Source organism: Trebonia kvetii, from assembly GCF_007827045.1.
In the GTDB taxonomy this organism is placed as follows: Bacteria; Actinomycetota; Actinomycetes; order Streptosporangiales; family Streptosporangiaceae; genus Trebonia; species Trebonia kvetii.
In genome coordinates this window covers 487,213-504,078 of record NZ_RPFW01000001.1, presented here as the reverse complement: position 1 = coordinate 504,078, position 16,866 = coordinate 487,213, and the positions used below count along the sequence as shown (strand labels likewise).

Here is a 16,866-nt window from a genome sequence, read left to right as displayed (position 1 = left end):
GGAGCCGGTTACGGCGTCAGCGCCAGCGTCACTCCCGCCGGGGTGAGCAGCCGCTGGTAGCCGACGGCCCCAGGCAGCCGTACCAGGTCACCGGATATCCGCCGGTAAGGACCTGACGGCCCGGTGAGCACCAGGCCGTCCGCCGCCACCGCGAGCAGGTCGTCCTCCTGCCGCAGCAGCAGCGGGCCGTCGCGCGAGGCGGAGATCGCCACCCGCCCCGCCCGCAGCCCGTCAAGCACCCCGGCGACAGCAGGATCCGCGCACAGCACCCAGGTCGTCGGCGTGCCGAGCGGAGCGTCCGAACCCGGGCGGTGCCAGTCGCTGCCGCCCACCGGAATCGCGGCCGGATCCCACGCCTGCCACCAGGACAGGGGCAACGTCCACAACGGATCGAGCCACGACCAGTGCCAGACCTCGAGCAGCGGCGGCCGCCGCGGCATCGGATGCAGCCAGGAGACCGGCCCGGCGAACGGGTGGTTGACCGACATCAGCGCGCCCGCCGCCTCGGCCGCCGTCAGCCACGACGCGGCGGGCTCGCGGAAGTCGATCCACCCGGCATCGCCGATCACCCCGGCATGCCCGGACACGGTGGTCACTTCCTGCCCGGGCAGCAGCGTGACCCCGTATCTGGACGCAGCGGGGCCGAGCGACGCGTGATGGCTCACCGTGTTGTGATCGGTCACCGCCGCGAAGTCAAGCCCCTGGGTCACCGCGAAACTGGCCAACTCGGCCACGCTCAGCACCCCGTCGGAGTGCTCAGTGTGCGCGTGCAGATCGCCTGCCAGCCATGTCATCCCGGCCGGCGAAGGCAGCGCCCGGCGCGCCGGCCGGTCCGCGGGCACCGGGGGAGCGGCGCCGCCAAAGCCGCCGGACACCCCGGCGGGCAACGCTGCGGCGGACAGCGCCTCGGCGGTCAGCGCGTACGGCACCCCGTCCGCAGGCAGCAGGTGCACTCCGATGATCACCTGCCACACCCCGGCGGGCACCGGCCCCGGCAGGTACCCCGGCGTCGCCCCGGCCTCGGAGACCACGAACGATTCCCGCGCTCCGCCTGACCAGCCGCGGAACCCCGCGGGGTCGAAGCAGCCGAGGTCGAGGACGGCGCCGCTCTCCGCCGGGTAGGACAGCGTCACCCGCAGCGCCGCGGTACCCGCCGGAACCTCGACGGGCAGGTAGTGCCACGGCGCGGCGATCCGGTCGTCGAGCGTGAACCTTCCGGTGTGCCTGATTAGCGACCCCATGCCTCCATCTGATCAGGTCAGGCCGCGAGGACGAAGCACTTGCGCGGAAGCGCCGGGAAGAAAAACCAGGTGACCTTCCGCTAGCCAAGTGCTAGGGTCTTGAACTTCGCGCGCACGCCGGGCACGGGAAACCCGCGCGGCAGCGAAACAACCGTCGACCGTTCGAGGGAGTCAGCCATGCCCGCCGACGCCGGGCCAGCGGCCGCTGCAGCGGCCACCGCAGACGGACCAAGCGCAGACAATGACGGCACGATCGCGGCCGAGCGCGCCCACCTAGCACTCTCCCGCGAGTTCCTGCACCTGATGTGCGAGAACGTGCTCACGCTCGCGCAGAACCCGATGGCCGGCGACCGGGTGAGCCTGGAGTACCTCAAGGCCGACCTGTACCGCCGCGCCGAGGCGCTGAAGGACCTGCCAGACGCGCCGCTCTTCTTCGGCCGCCTCGACTACAGCGAGCTCGCCGAGTCCGACAAGGACTTCGCGGGCGCCGACTTCCATATCGGCAGGCGCCACGTGCACGACCCAGACGGCACCCCGGTGGTGCTCGACTGGCGCGCGCCGGTGTCCCGGCCGTTCTACCGGGCAAGCCAGTCCGACCCGATGGGACTCACGCTGCGCCGCCGGTTCGGTTTTTCCGGGGGAGCGCTTACCGCCTTCGAAGACGAGCGGTTTACCGGGATTGGTGTAACGGGAAACCGTTCCGACGATCCCCTTAGTAACCCGAGCAAGCTGCTGATCACGGAAATCGAGCGGCCGAGGTCCGGCCCGATGCGCGACATCGTGGCGACGATCCAGCCCGAGCAGGACGACATCGTGCGCGCCGGCGCGGGCACCACCGTGTGCGTGCAGGGCGCGCCGGGGACAGGCAAGACCGCCGTGGGCCTGCACCGGGTCGCCTACCTGCTGTACGCGCACAAGGAGCTGGTGACCCGCCGCGGCGTGATCGTCGTGGGGCCCAACCTGGCCTTCCTCTCCTACATCAGGAATGTGCTGCCCGCGCTCGGCGAGCTCGACGTCACCCAGACCACGGTGACCGAACTGGTCGCCTCCACTCAGATCCGCGGCACGGACACCGACGAGGCCGCCGTCGTCAAGGGTGACGCGCGGATGGCGGAGGTACTCCGCAGGGCGCTGTGGTCGCAGCTCAGGGCGCCCAAGGAGGCGCTCGTCGTCAGCCGCGGCGCCCGGCGGCTGCGGCTGCCCGCCCACGAGATCGAGGCGCTCGCCGCCGAGCTGCGCGAGCGCGGCGCCCGCTACGGCACCGGCCGCGACCTGCTCGCGCACCGCATCGCGCACGTGCTGCTCACTCAGCTCGAGGCGGCAGGCGAGACGTGCGACGACCGCACGCACGACGCGATGCGGCGGTCCGCGCCGGTGCGCCGGTGCGTGGACGAGGTCTGGCCCAAGGCCGACCCCAAGAAGCTCGTCTTCGCCCTGCTTTCCAGTCAAGACCTGCTGATCCAGAACGGGTTCGGCCTCCTCTCGGACGCCGAGATTGCCGTGGTCGCGTGGCAGAAGCCGCCGCGTGGACTCGGCTCGGCGCCATGGAGCCGCGCCGACCAGGTGCTCATCGACGAGGCGGCCGACCTCATCGAGCGCACGCCATCGATCGCGCACATCGTGGTGGACGAGGCGCAGGACCTGTCGCCGATGGAGGTGCGGGCGATCGGGCGGCGCTGCGCCACCGGCGCCGCGACCGTGCTCGGCGACATCGCGCAGGGCACCACGCCGTGGGCCGCGACCTCCTGGCCCACGCTGCTCATCCACCTCGGCAAGCCGGACGCGGCGGTCCGCGAGCTCGACGTGGGCTACCGGGTGCCGCGGCAGATCCTCGACTTCGCCTCGCTGCTGCTGCCGTCGATCGCGCCCGGCCTGGCGCCGGCCAGGTCGCTGCGCGCGGACGCGGGTGCGCTGCGGGTGACCCGGGTGCCCGCGGCCGATATCGGCGCACGCGTGGCCGCCGAATGCGCGACGGCGCTCGAGCGGCCCGGCTCGGTGGCGGTGATCTGCGCGGACGAGCACGTGGCGGAGAACTCCCGCGCGCTGCGCGCCGCGGGCCTGCGCTTCGACGTGCTCGGCGCTGACGACGCAAGCGTCGGCGGGCCGGCCGAGGACGCCGGGGCGGGCGACCCCGACGCCGGACGGCTGACGCTGGTGCCCGTCACCCTGGCCAAGGGCCTGGAATTCGACCACGTTGTCCTGGTCGAACCCGGCTCGATCGCGACGGGTGAGGCGTACGGGCTTAGACGGCTCTATGTGGCGCTAACCCGCGCGGTTTCCAGGCTTTCCGTGTTTCACGCCGAACCGCTGCCCGCCGAGCTTTCGTTACATACCATAGGAACAGGCCACGATTTTTGGCCCGTCCCGGCATTTTCGCCATGTGCATTGCAGTGACTGATGGGGCGGCTGCATTCTTATGTGATCCAGCCGCGTTCGGTCTCGGCGAACTACGATCAGTAGCAACGGTGGTGTTCTGTGGAAGCCAAGGGGAATCTCCCAGAGGCGGCTGTCTACCTGGACAAGCTGGCCGAAGAGCTGACCAACCGGGGTCTTGAGGCCTGGGTCATGGCACCGCCGGGCCGCATACCGAGCGTGTACATCACCAATCCTGGCGCGCGTGCTCTTGAGGAGAACGTGTACGTCGACCGCTGCAGTGACGGCCTGTGGTGGTTCTGGTGGTCCTGGGCGGAGCGCGTCTCGATTGCCGACGACCTTGACGCCGCCGCGACGGCGATCATCAGGGTCTTGTCCGTGCCGCGCGCTCTCGCGGCTAGCTAGGCATTCCGGGGAAGGCGACCGTGCTGCCGCTCCACGCGGTGGCCCGGACCGCCGCCTTCTGCATCGCCTTCGCGGCGAAGAAGCGCAGATTCGGGTTGCTGACCGCGACCATCGCGAGGTAGGCACTCGTCAGCCCGTCCTCGAGGGCGGCGGCGAGCCTGCGCGCCGCGGCGGCGCTGCCGACGGAGAACGGGAGCTTGTACGCCGGGCTCGCGGTCACCGGGGTGGCGCCAAGCCTGGTCAGCATCGCCTGCAGGTTGTCCCTGGCCAGCTGATGCGCGTTCCAGTCGGCCTTCGCGTTCGCCAGGTCAGCGCCACTGAGCAGCGCGCCCGCCACGCCGTAGCCGTAGACCGCGGCGTGCTCGGCCGCGAGCGCGGTCTGCAGCGCCGCGATGTCCTTGCCGCTTGACGTGGCGGCCATCAGGCGCCGGCCTTCGCGCCGAGGACGCTGGCGTGCGTCGCCTCCGAGGCGGCGATCGACGCGTACAGCTGGGCGAGCGACGGCGACGCGCCGCCTAGACGGCTCATCAGCGTCTGGACGGCGGCCTGCTCGGCGGCCCGGAGCTGATCGATGGCGGCGGCCTGGGTGGCGGCGATCGGGGGCTTCGACGTCACGGTCTGCGGCACCTTCTTGCCCGCCGGCTCGATGACCCGGCCGCGCAGCTCCGCCAGGTGCGCCTGGTGCTCGGCGCGCAGCGGCGCGAGACGCGGCTCCAGCCCGGAATAGGCGGCGATGGCCTTGTCGTATACCCAGATCAGGTTCAGCTCCGCGGTCACCGCGTGCAGCAGCATGTGCGTCTGGGGTGACACCGTGGGGGGCGCGCCGAGGACGGCCGGGCCCTTGCAGGCACTCAGCGCGAGAAACAGGGGCAACGCCGTGGGCGACGCGGCGAGCAACTGACGCCTTGACAGCATAGGCTCTAAGCATGCCATGTGGCGCGAGCCGCTGAGACAGCCAAGGGGACCCGGCTCTGCCGGGACGGCGGTCCCGCGGTTGCGACGCTCGGCATCCCTGGCCTATAGGCTGGACCTGGGAATACTAATCTGATAGAGCAGCGGCGCGGGGGACGCAGACGAGGAGGTCGAAATGCCCGGTGGCCTTCGCTCCACAGCGGGACCAGTGGACGACAAGAAGCTGGCCGGCCTGATCGAGCCCGCCGTCGCCGCTGCCGGGATGGACCTGGAGTCTGTGCGCATGTCCGTCGCGGGCAAGCGGCGGCTGCTGCGCATCGTGGTCGACAGCGACCACGGGGTGAGCCTCGACGACGCGGCCGACGTCAGCCGCGACATCTCCGCCCTGCTCGACGCCGGCAACGTACTCGGCGAGACGCCGTATACGCTGGAGGTTTCCTCGCCGGGCGTGGACCGGCCGCTGACCCAGCCACGGCACTGGCGGCGGGCCCGCGGCAGGCTCGTCAGGGCGAAGGTGACGGGGGAGGGTTCCGTGGAGGGACGGGTGCTCGCGGCTGACGCCGACGGCGTAACGCTCGGCCTGTCCGACGGCGAGCGCAGGTTCTCCTACCCGGACCTGGGCGCGGGCAGCGTTCAGGTGGAGTTCGGCCGGATTCCGGACGCCGAGCTCGACGAGTTCTCCGACGATCCGGAACCCGACGACGCGGCGTTCGACAACGACACCGACCTTGGAGCTGGCGGCGATGGACATTGACCTGAGCGTCCTGCGCAGTCTCGAGAGCGAGAAGGACATCTCGTCAGAAACGGCGATCAAGGCGATCGAGGACGCGCTTCTGATGGCCTATCACAAGACGGACGGCGCCAACCCGGCGGCACGCGTCGAAGTGAACAGGAAGACCGGGCACGTGACGGTCTGGGCGAAGGAGACGGGACCCGACGGAGCGACGGGCCGGGAGTATGACGACACGCCGGCCGGCTTCGGCCGCATCGCCGCCACCACTGCCAGGCAGGTGATCCTGCAGCGGCTGCGCGACGTCGAGGACGAGATGACCTTCGGCGAGTACGCGGGGCACGAGGGCGACATCGTCGCGGGCGTGATCCAGCAGGGCAAGGATCCCCGTACGGTGCTCGTCGACCTGGGCAAGATCGAGGCGGTGCTGCCGCTCGCCGAGCAGGTGCCTGGCGAGCGTTACGTGCACGGCGAGCGGATCCGCTGCTACGTGTGGCGGGTGCGCAAGGGGCACCGCGGCCCGTCGGTGACGCTGTCGCGGACCCACCCGGACCTGGTGCGCAAGCTGTTCGCACTCGAGGTGCCGGAGATCGCCAGCGGCGCGGTGGAGATCGTCAAGATCGCCCGCGAGGCCGGGCACCGGACCAAGATCGCGGTGCAGTCGCACCAGCAGGGCGTCAACGCCAAGGGTGCGTGCATCGGGCCGGTCGGCAGCCGGGTCAGGAACGTGATGGCCGAGCTGCACGGCGAGAAGATCGATATCGTCGACTACTCGGACGACCCGGCGGAGTTCGTCGCGAACGCCCTGTCGCCTGCCCGGGTCACCCGGGTGGACGTGGTGGACCGCGACGCGATGGAGGCGCGGGTCACCGTCCCGGACTACCAGCTCTCGCTGGCCATCGGCAAAGAGGGGCAGAACGCCCGGCTTGCCGCACGGCTGACCGGCTGGCGGATCGACATCCGCTCGGACGGCGCCGCGGACGCTTCGGCGCCCGCACCGCGCCACCCGGCGACACCGGGGGCCGCGGCCAAGGCAATACCCGAGCCGGCGGCCGCCACGGAGGCGGAGCCCGCCGCCGAGGCAGCGGACGCCTAGGGGGTAGACTTGCCTGGCAATGATCGCGCGAGCCAAGCTGCCTGAGCCGGGGAATCAACCCCTGCGGTCCTGTGTTGGCTGCAAGGAACGCGCGGTTAAGTCCAGTCTGCTTCGCCTGGTGGCGGTCAGGGACGGCATCGTGCCCGACCCCCAAGCGCGGCAGCCGGGCCGGGGGGCATACCTGCATCCCAGCCTGGCCTGTTTCGAACTGGCGCAGCGGCGCCGGGCGTTCTCGCGTGCACTGCGCGTCTCGGGTTCGCTCAGTGCCGCACCGCTGGCCTCGTACCTTTCCGAACGGAATGGTGAGGGGCCGGGAAGTACACTGGACATGACGGGAAACCTGTACGGAAAGCAGGTCGAGAAGCTATGAGCGCTCGATGAGCACAAGGCGATGAACGGCACGAACTGACGCCGGCCCGGAGCAGCCCTATGCACCGGATCGGCTGATGATCCGGTTTTGAGGCCCTGGGAGGGGCCGGGCAGAGGAGCATAGTGGCGAAGGTCCGGGTTTACGAACTCGCGAAGGAGTTCGGGGTAGAGAGCAAGGCTGTCATGGCCAAGCTCGAAGAAATGGGCGAGTTTGTGCGTTCGGCGTCATCGACTATCGAGGCGCCAGTAGTTCGCAGGCTCAAGGAAGCGTTCAACAACGGCGGTCCCAAGTCCGGTGGCACCGCATCAGCGCAGGGACGGCGCGAGCAGGGTGGCGGCGGCTTCGCCCCGCGCCCGGGCGGCGACCGTCCGGCACGGCAGCCCGACAGTGTCGGCCAGAGTGACACGCCCGCGCCGAGCATGCCGGGCAGCCAGGGACCGCGGCCAGGTCCGCGTCCCGTGCCGCGGCCGGTGCCGCAGGCTCCTGGCGTGCCCGCACCGAGTGTCCCCGCCGCACCCGCGGCGGCGGCTTCAGCCGCGCCCGCTGCGGCGGCTTCAGCCGCGCCCGCCGTTCCGGCGGCACCCGCGCGTCCCGCACCAGCACCGCGTCCGGCCGATACCGGCGCTCCGGGCCAGCGCCCGGCGGCGCCCCGCCCGGCCGTGCCGCGTCCTGACGCGCCGGCGGCGCCGGCTGCAGGCGGCCCGCAGGGCACCGCGCCCGGCGGCACCGGTACCGGCGCACCGCGTCCCGGCGCGCCGCGTCCGACAGCACCGGGTCCGCGGCCTGCCGCTCCCGGTCAGCGCGGCCCGCGTCCCGCCGGCCCGCGGCCGGGCAACAACCCGTTCAGCTCCACGGCGACCGGCATGGGCGCCGCGCCAGCCGCGCGTCCTGGCGTTGACCGCCCCGAGCGCACCGACCGGCCCGAGCGCGGCGACCGGCCGGACCGCGGTGACCGCGGCCCGCGCCCTGCTGGCGACCGCGGCTTCGGTGACCGTGGCCCGCGCCCTGCTGGCGACCGCGGCTTCGGCGACCGTGGCCCGCGTCCCGGCGGCGGTGGCGGCTTCGGTGACCGTGGCCCGCGTCCTGGCGGCGGTGGCGGTTTCGGTGACCGTGGCCCGCGTCCCGGTGGTTACGGCGACCGTCCCGCGGCGGCCGACGGCGGTCCCCGTCCCGGTGGCCCGCGTCCTGGCGGTCCCGCAGGTCCTGGTGGCCCCCGTCCTGGTGGTCCGCGTCCCAGCCCGATGAACATGCCGTCCCGTCCGGTTGGCCCAGGTGGTGGCCCCGGTGGCGGCGGCGGGCGTCCCGGTGGTCCCGGTGGTCCCGGTGGCCGTGGGCCGCGTCCCGGCGGCGGTGGCGGCTTCAGCGGCCCGCGTCCCGGTGGCGGTCCCGGCGGCGGCCGTCCGGCCGGCGCGGGCACTGGTCCGCGTCCCGGTGGCGGTGGCGGCTTCAGCGGCCCGCGTCCCGGCGGCGCCCCCGGTGGCGGCGGTCCCGGTGGCGGCGGCGGTCCGGCCCGTCCTGGCGGCGGCGGTGGCGGCCGTGGCCGTCCCGGCGGCGGCGGTACCGCTGGCGCGTTCGGTCGTCCCGGCGGCAAGCCGGGCCGTGCCCGCAAGTCGAAGAGGCAGCGCAGGCAAGAGTTCGACAACATGCAGGCGCCGACAATCGGCGGCGTGCAGGTTCCGCGCGGTCAGGGCCAGGTCATCCGGCTCAGCCGCGGCGCTAGCCTGTCCGACTTCGCGGACAAGATCGGCGCCAACCCGGCCAGTCTGGTGCAGGTGCTGTTCCACCTCGGCGAGATGGTCACCGCCACCCAGTCGGTGAACGACGAGACGCTGCAGCTGCTCGGTGCCGAGCTCAACTACAACGTTCAGGTCGTCTCCCCCGAGGAGGAGGACCGCGAGCTGCTCGAGTCGTTCGACATCGAGTTCGGCGAGGACGAGGGCGACGAGGCAGACCTCGTGGCGCGGCCCCCGGTGGTCACCGTCATGGGTCACGTCGACCATGGCAAGACCAAGCTCCTGGACGCGATCAGGCACACCAACGTGGTCTCCAAGGAGGCCGGCGGCATCACCCAGCACATCGGTGCCTACCAGGTGCAGACCGAGGTCGACGGCGAAGAGCGGAAGATTACCTTCATCGACACCCCGGGTCACGAGGCCTTCACGGCCATGCGTGCCCGCGGCGCGGAGACCACGGACCTCGCGGTCCTGGTCGTCGCGGCCGACGACGGCGTGAAGCCGCAGACCACTGAGGCGCTCAACCACGCCCAGGCGGCAGGCGTGCCGATCGTGGTGGCGGTCAACAAGATCGACAAGGAGGGCGCCGACCCGTCCCGGGTCCGGGCACAGCTCACCGAGTACGGTCTTATCGCCGAGGAGTTCGGCGGCGACACCCAGTTCGTGGACGTGTCCGCGACGAAGGGCATCGGTCTCGACAAGCTGCTCGAGGCGATCATCCTCACCGCCGACGCCTCGCTCGACCTGCGGGCCAACCCGAACCAGGACGCGCAGGGCGTCGCGATCGAGGCCCAGCTCGACAAGGGCCGCGGCCCGGTGGCGACCGTGCTCGTGCAGCGCGGCACGCTGCACGTCGGTGACTCGATCGTGGCGGGCGAGGCCTACGGCCGCGTCCGTGCCATGCTCGACGAGGACGGCACGCAGCTGTCCGAGGCGCCGCCGTCGCGTCCGGTGCAGGTGCTCGGGCTGACCGCGGTGCCGAAGGCGGGCGACAACTTCCTCGTCGTCTCCGACGACCGGATGGCCAGGCAGATCGCCGAGCGCCGCGAGGCGCGCGAGCGCACCGCGCAGTTCGCGCAGCGCCGCCGCCGAGTGACGCTGGAGGACCTGGAGTCCGCGCTGAAGGCGGGCGAGCGCGAAGAGCTGCTGCTGATCATCAAGGGCGACGTGTCCGGTTCGGTGGAAGCCCTGGAAGACGCGCTGCTCAAGCTCGACGTGGGCGAAGAGGTCTCGCTGCGGGTCATCGGCCGCGGCGTCGGCGCGATCACGCAGGACGACGTGAACCTGGCCATCGCCTCGGAAGCGGTGATCATCGGCTTCAACGTCCGCCCGGCGGGGCGGGCCGGCGAACTCGCGCAGCGCGAGGGCGTGGACATTCGGTACTACTCGATCATCTACCAGGCGATCGAGGAGATCGAGGCCGCGCTCAAGGGCATGCTCAAGCCCGAGTTCGAGGAGGTCCAGCTCGGCACGGCCGAAGTCCGCGAGCTCTTCAAGGTGCCGAAGGTCGGCACCGTCGCCGGCTGCATCGTCCGCTCCGGCACGATCACCCGCAACAGCAAGGCGCGGCTGATCAGGGACGGCGTGGTCATCTCCGACAACCTCACGGTGGAGAGCCTGCGCAGGTTCAAGGACGACGCGACCGAGGTCCGCGAAGGCTACGAGTGCGGTATCGGCGTCGGCTACAACGACATCAGGATCGAGGACGTCATCGAGACGTTCGAGATGCGGGAGAAGCCGCGGGCCTAAGCCGCCCGCGGCAACCCACCGATGTACGTAGCCGCGCTAACCCTTGACGTGCTGCTTGGCGACGTCCGCTCTCTGAAACAGAAGCGGTCCGTCGTCAGGCCGCTCGTCGCGGAGCTGCGCCGCCGCTACCCCGGGGTCGCGGTCGCCGAAACGGGTCACCTTGACCTGCACAGGCGAGCCGAAATCGGGGTAGCGGCGGTGTCGGCCACTGCCGGGAACGCCAGCCAGCTGCTCGAGGAGTGCGAGCGGCTGGTGGCCGGCCACCCGGAGATTGAGCTGCTGTCCGCGCGACACCGGCTCTACAGCGAAGAAGAAGAGTTACCTGACCAAGACGGGGTGACCGACCATGGACGACGCCCGCACGCGACGCCTTGCCGAACGGATCTCGAAGATCGTCGCCGAACTGCTTGAGCGCCGGATCAAGGACCCCAGGCTCGGCTTCGTCACGGTGACAGAAGCCAGGCTCACCAACGACCTGCGCGAGGCCAAGGTCTTCTACACGGTCTTCGGCACCCCGGAGGAGCAGGAGGACAGCGCCGCCGCGCTTCGCAGCGCGACCGGCATCATCCGCTCCGAGGTGGGCCGCCTGACCGGCCTGCGGCACACCCCATCTCTTGAGTTCATCGCCGACGCGCTCCCCGAGAACGCGCAGCGGATCGATGACCTGGTCGCCACGGCGAAGCAGCGCGACGAGGAGCTGGCCCGGGCCCGTGAGGGCGCGCAGTGGGCCGGCGACCCCGACCCGTACAAGAAGCCGGCCGACGACTGGGACGACGAGGATGACGACGACGAAGACGGCGACGACGAAGACGACTGACCGTCCGGCCCCGTGGCCGTCCGGCCTGCTGATCGTCGATAAGCCGGCCGGGCTGACCTCGCACGACGTCGTCGCGCGGGTCCGCCGCCTGGCGCACACTCGCCGCGTCGGCCACGCGGGCACGCTCGACCCGATGGCCACCGGCGTCCTCGTCATCGGCATTGAGAAGGCCACCCGCCTGCTCGGCCACCTCGCGCTCACCGAGAAGACCTACGAGGTGGTGATCCGCCTCGGCCAGTCCACGACCACCGACGACGCCGACGGCGAGCCGACGGGCGGCAGCCCGGCGGCCGGCCTCGTATCAGGCGCGGCGCTAAACGCGGAGATCGCCAGGCTCACCGGCGACATCATGCAGGTCCCGTCGAGCGTCAGCGCGATCAAGGTCAACGGCCAGCGCGCCTATAAGCTGACGCGCGCAGGCGAGGCGCCGGAGCTGGCCGCCCGTCCCGTCACCATCCGCGAGTTCCAGGTCCTCGGCCTCAGCACCGACGGCGATTTCCTCGACGTGGCCGCGCGCGTCCGCTGCTCGAGTGGCACCTACATCCGCGCCCTCGCCCGCGATCTCGGCAGCGCGCTCGGCACCGGCGGCCACCTGACCGCCCTGCGCCGCACCGCCGTCGGCCCGTACACCCTGCAGCAGGCGCACGCCCTCGGCGAACTCGAGGATCAAGTCCGTACGGAACGGGTTCGGCTGACTCCCGACACGCCCGCAACCTCCGCAGGCCGGCCGCCGCCGGCGCCGGCGCTGTCCGCACCCGATCCCGATCCCGAGGCGGAAGGCTGGCTGACCCCGCTCGCCGCGGCCGCCGCGGCCGCGTTTCCCCGCCTCGACCTCACCGTCGACGACGCCCGCCGCCTCGCCCAGGGCGCCAAGCTTCCCCTCCCGGCGGACCTGTCCGTCCAGCCCGGTGACCCGGCTGCGGCCTTCGACCCGGACGGCACGCTCGTCGCCCTGGTCACCGCCGAATCGGGCCGCGTCCGCTCGCTGGCGGTCTTCACCGCCGTGTCCTAGACCCCCTCGCGCGAAGCGCGCACCACGGGCGTATGGTCACCGTATCCGGTTAGGGCACCGTTTCCGGTTTGTGAACTCTTGACCTGGCCGGATACGAATTCGGTAGGCAGAACGTCGAGATTCAACTGTAACCATCGTTAAAACTGCCAACCATTGCGCAAACCGTCGATACGGCGGTACAACGATGCGGATGATGGTTCCCACTCCTGCACCTGGCGGAGCCGCGGACGAGCCGCCGGCGGTCCGCGTCACCGGGCTGCACAAGCGCTACGCCGACGTGACTGCCCTCGCCGCGACTGACCTGACGGTCCGGCCAGGGGAGTTCTTCACGCTCCTTGGCCCCTCGGGTTCGGGCAAGACCACGCTCCTGCGGCTGATCGCCGGCTTCGAGCGTCCGGACGGCGGTGCCATCGAGCTGGCGGGCAGGGACGTCACCGGGGTGCCGCCCTTCGCCAGGGACGTGAACACGGTCTTCCAGGATTACGCGCTGTTCCCGCACATGACGATCGCGGAGAACATCGAGTACGGCCTGAAGGTGCGCCATGTCGGCAAGCAGGCCCGCAGGGACCGGGTGGCCAGGGCGCTTGACATGGTCCAGCTCGGCGGCCTCGGCGGGCGCAAGCCCGCGCAGCTGTCCGGCGGGCAGCGCCAGCGCGTCGCGCTGGCCAGGGCGATCGTCAACGAGCCGCAGGTGCTGCTGCTCGATGAGCCGCTCGGCGCGCTTGACCTGAAGCTGCGCCAGCACATGCAGCGTGAGCTGCTGCGCATCCAGCGCGAGGTCGGCATCACCTTCATCTACGTCACGCATGACCAGGAAGAGGCGCTGACGATGAGCGACCGCATCGCGGTCCTCAATCTCGGCAAGATCGAGCAGGTGGGCGCGCCCGCCGAGGTCTACGAGCACCCGAAGACGGCGTTCGTCGCGGACTTCATCGGCGTGTCCAACCTGATCCAACGGGACGGCCGCCAGCTCACCGTGCGCCCGGAGAAGATCACCATCCTCGCCGACGGCGACGCGGAGCCGGCCGGCGCGCACGTCGAGCCGGGCACGATCAGGGACGTGATCTACGCGGGCGTGCTCACCCGCTACGTGGTCGAGCTCGACGCGGGCGGCGAGCTGACGGTCAGCCGTCTCAACACGGACTCGTCTCCCGGCGACACGTCCGGGGGCCGGTCCGGCGGCGCGCGGGTGCGCGTCGCCTGGCAGGACCGGCAGGCCGTCACGATTTCCGAGCAGGCTCCCGGCGCGGTCGTCGCCGGGGCAGGGGAGGGCTAGAAGAACATGACCAGATTCAGAAAGCGCGCCGCGCGGTCTGCGCGCACCGCGTACACAGTCCGATCGGTGACCGCGATCGCCGCGGGGCTCGCCGCGATGTCCCTGACGGTCGCCGCGTGCAGCAGCTCGAGCAGCACGCCGCCGGCCAGCTCGACGTCGAACGGTGCGAGCAGCAGCGCCAGCGGCAGCCCGAGCCAGCAGGCGGGCACCGCCGGCCTCACCGTCCCCACCGCGAACCTGCCGGTCCTGCAGTCGGTCGGCAAGGGCGAGGGCCAGCTCAACCTGATCGCCTGGGAGGGCTACCTCGACCCGTCCTGGGTCAAGCCGTTCCAGCAGCAGACCGGCTGCCAGGTCAACGCCAAGTACGCCGGCTCCTCCGACGAGATGGTCTCGCTGATGAAGAACGGCGGCGGCGGCCAGTACGACATGGTGTCCTCCTCGGGCGACGCCGACCTGCGCATCCTGTACGCGGGCGACGCGCACCCGGTGAACATGGCGCTCATCCCGGCCGCCAAGGACTTCTTCCCGGCCTTCCAGGCGCCGAGCTTCAACACGATCAACGGCGTGCACTACGGCGTATCCCTGCAGTGGGGCCCGAACGTGCTGATGTACAACAAGAAGGACTTCCCGACCGCCCCGACCTCTTGGTCAGTGCTGTACAACCAGGCGTACAAGGGCAAGATCACCGTCCCCGACAACCCGATCCAGATCGCGGACGCGGCGCTGTACCTGGAGAAGACCAAGCCGAGCCTTGGCATCACCGACCCGTACGAGCTGACCCAGCCGCAGTTCCAGGCCGCGGTCGCGCTGCTCGCCACGCAGCAGCCGCTGGTGAAGAAGTACTGGGCGCTGGCGTCGGAGGAGATCTCCGACTTCCAGAACGGCAACGTGACCCTGGGCGCGGGCTGGCCGTACCAGGTCAGCACGCTGAGGGCGGCCAAGTTCCCGATCGGCGATACGGTTCCCGCCGAGGGTGCGACCGGCTGGGCGGACACCTGGATGCTCGCCGCCAAGGCGCCGCACCCCAACTGCGCCTACAAGTGGATGCAGTACATCAGCACCCCGCAGGTGCAGGCCAAGCAGGCGGTCACCTACGGCGAGACGCCGGACAACTCCAAGGCTTGCGCGTACATGGACAAGCTGCAGGCAGGCTCGTGCGCTCAGTACCACGCCAACGCCCCGGCCAGCTACCTGGCGTCCATCAGCCTGTGGAAGACGCCGCTCGCGACGTGCGACAACGGCCAGAACAACTGCGTGCCCTACGCCGGCTGGGTCACCGCATGGAACACGCAGGTTAAGTAGATAGCGATCAGATGACCGACATAGCGGGAACCAGGCAGCGTGCTTACGGGCGGGAAGGGAGCGGGCAGGGGCGGTTGCTCCGGTTGTCGACCATGCTCTGGCGCCGCCCCTGGGCGCGCGCGACGCTGCTGCTCACGCCGCCGCTCGCCTGGTTCCTGCTTGTCTACGTCGCCTCGCTCGTCATCCTGCTGATCACGGCGTTCTGGTCGATCAACCCGTTCACCACGAACATCGACAGGACCTGGTCGCTGTCGAACTTCCACCAGATCTTCACCACCCCGGCGTACCTGTCGGACATCTGGCAGACGGTGGCGATGGCGGCCGAGGTTACGGTGACCGACGCGATCATCGCGTTCCCGTTCGCCTACTTCATGGCGCGGGTCGCCGCGCCGCGGACCAGGACCGTGCTTTTCGTGGCGATCCTGCTGCCGCTGTGGGCGAGTTACCTGGCCAAGGTCTACTCCTGGGTGCTGATCTTCACCAACAACGGCTTCCTTGACTGGGTGGCCGGCGGGCTCGGCCTCGGGCACCCGCAGCTGATCTACACGAACTGGGCCGTCTACGCGGTGTTCTGCTACCTGTGGCTGCCGTACATGATCATCCCGGTGTACGGCGCGCTCGAGCGCGTGCCTGGCTCGCTCATCGAGGCGTCGCAGGACCTGGGCGGACGGACCTGGCGGACCACCCGCTCCGTGCTGCTGCCGCTGGTGCTGCCCGGCATCGTGGCGGGCTCGATCTTCACGTTCTCGCTGACACTCGGCGACTACATCACGCCGCTGCTCGTCGGCGGCACCAAGGCGAACTTCATCGGAAACGTCATCTACACCAACATCGGCATCGCGAACAACGTGCCGTTCGCGGCCGCGATGGCTCTGGTCCCGATCGTCATCATGGGCCTGTACCTGTCGGGCGCCCGGGCGCTCGGCGCGTTCGAGGCCCTGTAGGAAGGCGGTGGGGTAGCCATGGAATCCCGGGGCCTGCGGATCGCGCTGCGCGTGTGGGTGGCGCTCGTCCTGCTCTTCCTGTTCATACCGATCGCGCTGATCGTCCTCTATGCGTTCAACAAGTCCAACATCGAGAGCTGGCCGATTCCCGGCTTTACGACGCACTGGTTCTCTGTCGCCTGGCACGACTCCCAGGTGCGCTCCGCGCTGTGGCTCTCGGTGCAGGTGGGCCTGGCCGCCACCGCGCTCGCGCTGGTACTCGGCGGCATGGTCTCCTTCGCCCTGTACCAGTTCAAGTTCTTCGGCAGGGACGCCATCTCGCTGCTGCTCGTGCTGCCCATCGCGCTGCCGGGCATCATCACCGGCATCGCGCTGAACTCGTTCTTCAGCTTTACCGGGATCCAGTTCAGCATCCTGACGATCGTGGCGGGGCACGCCACGTTCTGCATCGTTGTGGTCTTCAACAACCTGATCGCCCGGCTGCGCCGGCTGCCAGGCTCGGTGACCGAGGCGTCGATGGACCTCGGCGCGCGCGGCTGGCAGACGCTGCGCTACGTGACGCTGCCGCTCAGCGCGACGGCGCTGGTCTCCGGTGCGCTGCTGGCCTTCGCGCTGTCCTTCGACGAGGTCATCGTGACGATCTTCACCGCGGGCGCGCAGAACACGCTGCCGCTGTGGATATTCGGCGCCATCCGCCTCGGCCAGCAGTTGCCCGAGGTCAACGCGGTGGTCACCATCGTCATCCTGCTGACGCTCATCCCGGTGGTCCTCGCCGCCAGGCTCGCGGGCGCCGGGGCGCTGAGCCGCTCCGGCGGCAACAGAGGCTGACCCGCCTGCCGCACCTTAACCGGAACTTTGCCCATTTCTCCCCTAAGTGTCCCGCCCCCACCCGAATGCCTCGCCCGC

Annotated in this window: 15 protein-coding genes and 1 pseudogene; 13 read left to right on the top strand and 3 right to left on the bottom strand. The window is 70.6% G+C overall.

Going from position 1 to position 16,866, the window contains the following annotated elements; all coding sequences use genetic code 11:
- Window positions 1-8 precede the first annotated feature (8 nt).
- On the bottom strand, window positions 9-1,241 hold the full coding sequence (locus EAS64_RS02050; RefSeq protein ID WP_145850999.1) for a CehA/McbA family metallohydrolase: 1,233 nt from the start codon (window positions 1,239-1,241) through the stop codon (window positions 9-11).
- 177 nt (window positions 1,242-1,418) lie between these two features.
- On the opposite strand from EAS64_RS02050, the gene EAS64_RS02045 reads away from it, so the two are divergent.
- The gene (locus tag EAS64_RS02045; RefSeq protein ID WP_145850998.1) at window positions 1,419-3,635 is read left to right on the top strand and encodes a HelD family protein; all 2,217 of its coding nucleotides are present in this window, start codon (window positions 1,419-1,421) and stop codon (window positions 3,633-3,635) included.
- Window positions 3,636-3,716: 81 nt separating this feature from the next.
- Window positions 3,717-4,019, top strand: coding sequence for a hypothetical protein (locus tag EAS64_RS02040; protein ID WP_145850997.1), 303 nt, complete (start codon window positions 3,717-3,719; stop codon window positions 4,017-4,019).
- On the opposite strand, the gene EAS64_RS02035 is transcribed toward EAS64_RS02040, so the two are convergent.
- Both EAS64_RS02035 and EAS64_RS02030 read right to left on the bottom strand, forming a co-directional pair.
- Complete coding sequence (locus EAS64_RS02035; protein WP_145850996.1) at window positions 4,012-4,440, bottom strand: ferritin-like domain-containing protein; 429 nt, start codon at window positions 4,438-4,440, stop codon at window positions 4,012-4,014. The two genes, EAS64_RS02040 and EAS64_RS02035, sit on opposite strands and share 8 nt — an antisense overlap.
- The gene (locus EAS64_RS02030) at window positions 4,440-4,934 is read right to left on the bottom strand and encodes a hypothetical protein (RefSeq protein ID WP_145850995.1); all 495 of its coding nucleotides are present in this window, start codon (window positions 4,932-4,934) and stop codon (window positions 4,440-4,442) included. Before EAS64_RS02030 ends, EAS64_RS02035 begins: the two co-directional genes overlap by 1 nt.
- 172 nt (window positions 4,935-5,106) lie before the next feature.
- On the opposite strand from EAS64_RS02030, the gene rimP reads away from it, so the two are divergent.
- The 11 genes and pseudogenes from rimP (at window position 5,107) to EAS64_RS01975 (ending at window position 16,788) form a co-directional block, all read left to right on the top strand.
- Window positions 5,107-5,685, top strand: coding sequence for a ribosome maturation factor RimP (gene rimP, locus EAS64_RS02025; protein ID WP_145850994.1), 579 nt, complete (start codon window positions 5,107-5,109; stop codon window positions 5,683-5,685).
- Window positions 5,675-6,757: a transcription termination factor NusA gene (gene nusA / locus EAS64_RS02020; RefSeq protein WP_187365633.1), complete on the top strand. Its 1,083-nt coding sequence runs from the start codon at window positions 5,675-5,677 to the stop codon at window positions 6,755-6,757. Before rimP ends, nusA begins: the two co-directional genes overlap by 11 nt.
- 19 nt (window positions 6,758-6,776) lie before the next feature.
- Window positions 6,777-7,127 (top strand): YlxR family protein, encoded by a 351-nt coding sequence (locus EAS64_RS02015; RefSeq protein WP_145850993.1) that lies wholly within the window; start codon window positions 6,777-6,779, stop codon window positions 7,125-7,127.
- Window positions 7,128-7,249: 122 nt separating this feature from the next.
- On the top strand, window positions 7,250-10,609 hold the full coding sequence (gene infB, locus EAS64_RS02010; protein WP_145850992.1) for a translation initiation factor IF-2: 3,360 nt from the start codon (window positions 7,250-7,252) through the stop codon (window positions 10,607-10,609).
- Window positions 10,610-10,630: 21 nt separating this feature from the next.
- A pseudogene (locus tag EAS64_RS02005) lies at window positions 10,631-10,924 on the top strand (DUF503 domain-containing protein); the annotation flags it as partial.
- Between the two features lie 31 nt (window positions 10,925-10,955).
- Window positions 10,956-11,426: a 30S ribosome-binding factor RbfA gene (gene rbfA, locus EAS64_RS02000; RefSeq protein ID WP_145850990.1), complete on the top strand. Its 471-nt coding sequence runs from the start codon at window positions 10,956-10,958 to the stop codon at window positions 11,424-11,426.
- Complete coding sequence (gene truB, locus EAS64_RS01995; RefSeq protein ID WP_145850989.1) at window positions 11,389-12,438, top strand: tRNA pseudouridine(55) synthase TruB; 1,050 nt, start codon at window positions 11,389-11,391, stop codon at window positions 12,436-12,438. Before rbfA ends, truB begins: the two co-directional genes overlap by 38 nt.
- A gap of 184 nt (window positions 12,439-12,622) precedes the next feature.
- Entirely contained in the window at window positions 12,623-13,714 is a 1,092-nt protein-coding gene (locus EAS64_RS01990) for an ABC transporter ATP-binding protein (RefSeq protein ID WP_145850988.1), read from the top strand.
- Window positions 13,715-13,780: 66 nt separating this feature from the next.
- Complete coding sequence (locus EAS64_RS01985; protein WP_222848924.1) at window positions 13,781-15,016, top strand: ABC transporter substrate-binding protein; 1,236 nt, start codon at window positions 13,781-13,783, stop codon at window positions 15,014-15,016.
- Window positions 15,017-15,027: 11 nt separating this feature from the next.
- Window positions 15,028-15,960: an ABC transporter permease gene (locus tag EAS64_RS01980; RefSeq protein WP_145850987.1), complete on the top strand. Its 933-nt coding sequence runs from the start codon at window positions 15,028-15,030 to the stop codon at window positions 15,958-15,960.
- A gap of 18 nt (window positions 15,961-15,978) precedes the next feature.
- Window positions 15,979-16,788: an ABC transporter permease gene (locus tag EAS64_RS01975; RefSeq protein ID WP_145850986.1), complete on the top strand. Its 810-nt coding sequence runs from the start codon at window positions 15,979-15,981 to the stop codon at window positions 16,786-16,788.
- Window positions 16,789-16,866: the final 78 nt, after the last annotated feature.

Bases quoted from the DNA above. Each gene is read 5' to 3' on its own strand.
- EAS64_RS02050 (WP_145850999.1), bottom strand. From the start codon at position 1,241: ATGGGGTCGCTAATCAGGCACACCGGAAGGTTCACGCTCGACGACCGG.
- EAS64_RS02045 (WP_145850998.1), top strand. From the start codon at position 1,419: ATGCCCGCCGACGCCGGGCCAGCGGCCGCTGCAGCGGCCACCGCAGAC.
- EAS64_RS02035 (WP_145850996.1), bottom strand. From the start codon at position 4,440: ATGGCCGCCACGTCAAGCGGCAAGGACATCGCGGCGCTGCAGACCGCG.
- EAS64_RS02030 (WP_145850995.1), bottom strand. From the start codon at position 4,934: ATGCTGTCAAGGCGTCAGTTGCTCGCCGCGTCGCCCACGGCGTTGCCC.
- rimP (WP_145850994.1), top strand. From the start codon at position 5,107: ATGCCCGGTGGCCTTCGCTCCACAGCGGGACCAGTGGACGACAAGAAG.
- nusA (WP_187365633.1), top strand. From the start codon at position 5,675: ATGGACATTGACCTGAGCGTCCTGCGCAGTCTCGAGAGCGAGAAGGAC.
- EAS64_RS02015 (WP_145850993.1), top strand. From the start codon at position 6,777: ATGATCGCGCGAGCCAAGCTGCCTGAGCCGGGGAATCAACCCCTGCGG.
- rbfA (WP_145850990.1), top strand. From the start codon at position 10,956: ATGGACGACGCCCGCACGCGACGCCTTGCCGAACGGATCTCGAAGATC.
- truB (WP_145850989.1), top strand. From the start codon at position 11,389: ATGACGACGACGAAGACGGCGACGACGAAGACGACTGACCGTCCGGCC.
- EAS64_RS01990 (WP_145850988.1), top strand. From the start codon at position 12,623: ATGCGGATGATGGTTCCCACTCCTGCACCTGGCGGAGCCGCGGACGAG.
- EAS64_RS01980 (WP_145850987.1), top strand. From the start codon at position 15,028: ATGACCGACATAGCGGGAACCAGGCAGCGTGCTTACGGGCGGGAAGGG.
- EAS64_RS01975 (WP_145850986.1), top strand. From the start codon at position 15,979: ATGGAATCCCGGGGCCTGCGGATCGCGCTGCGCGTGTGGGTGGCGCTC.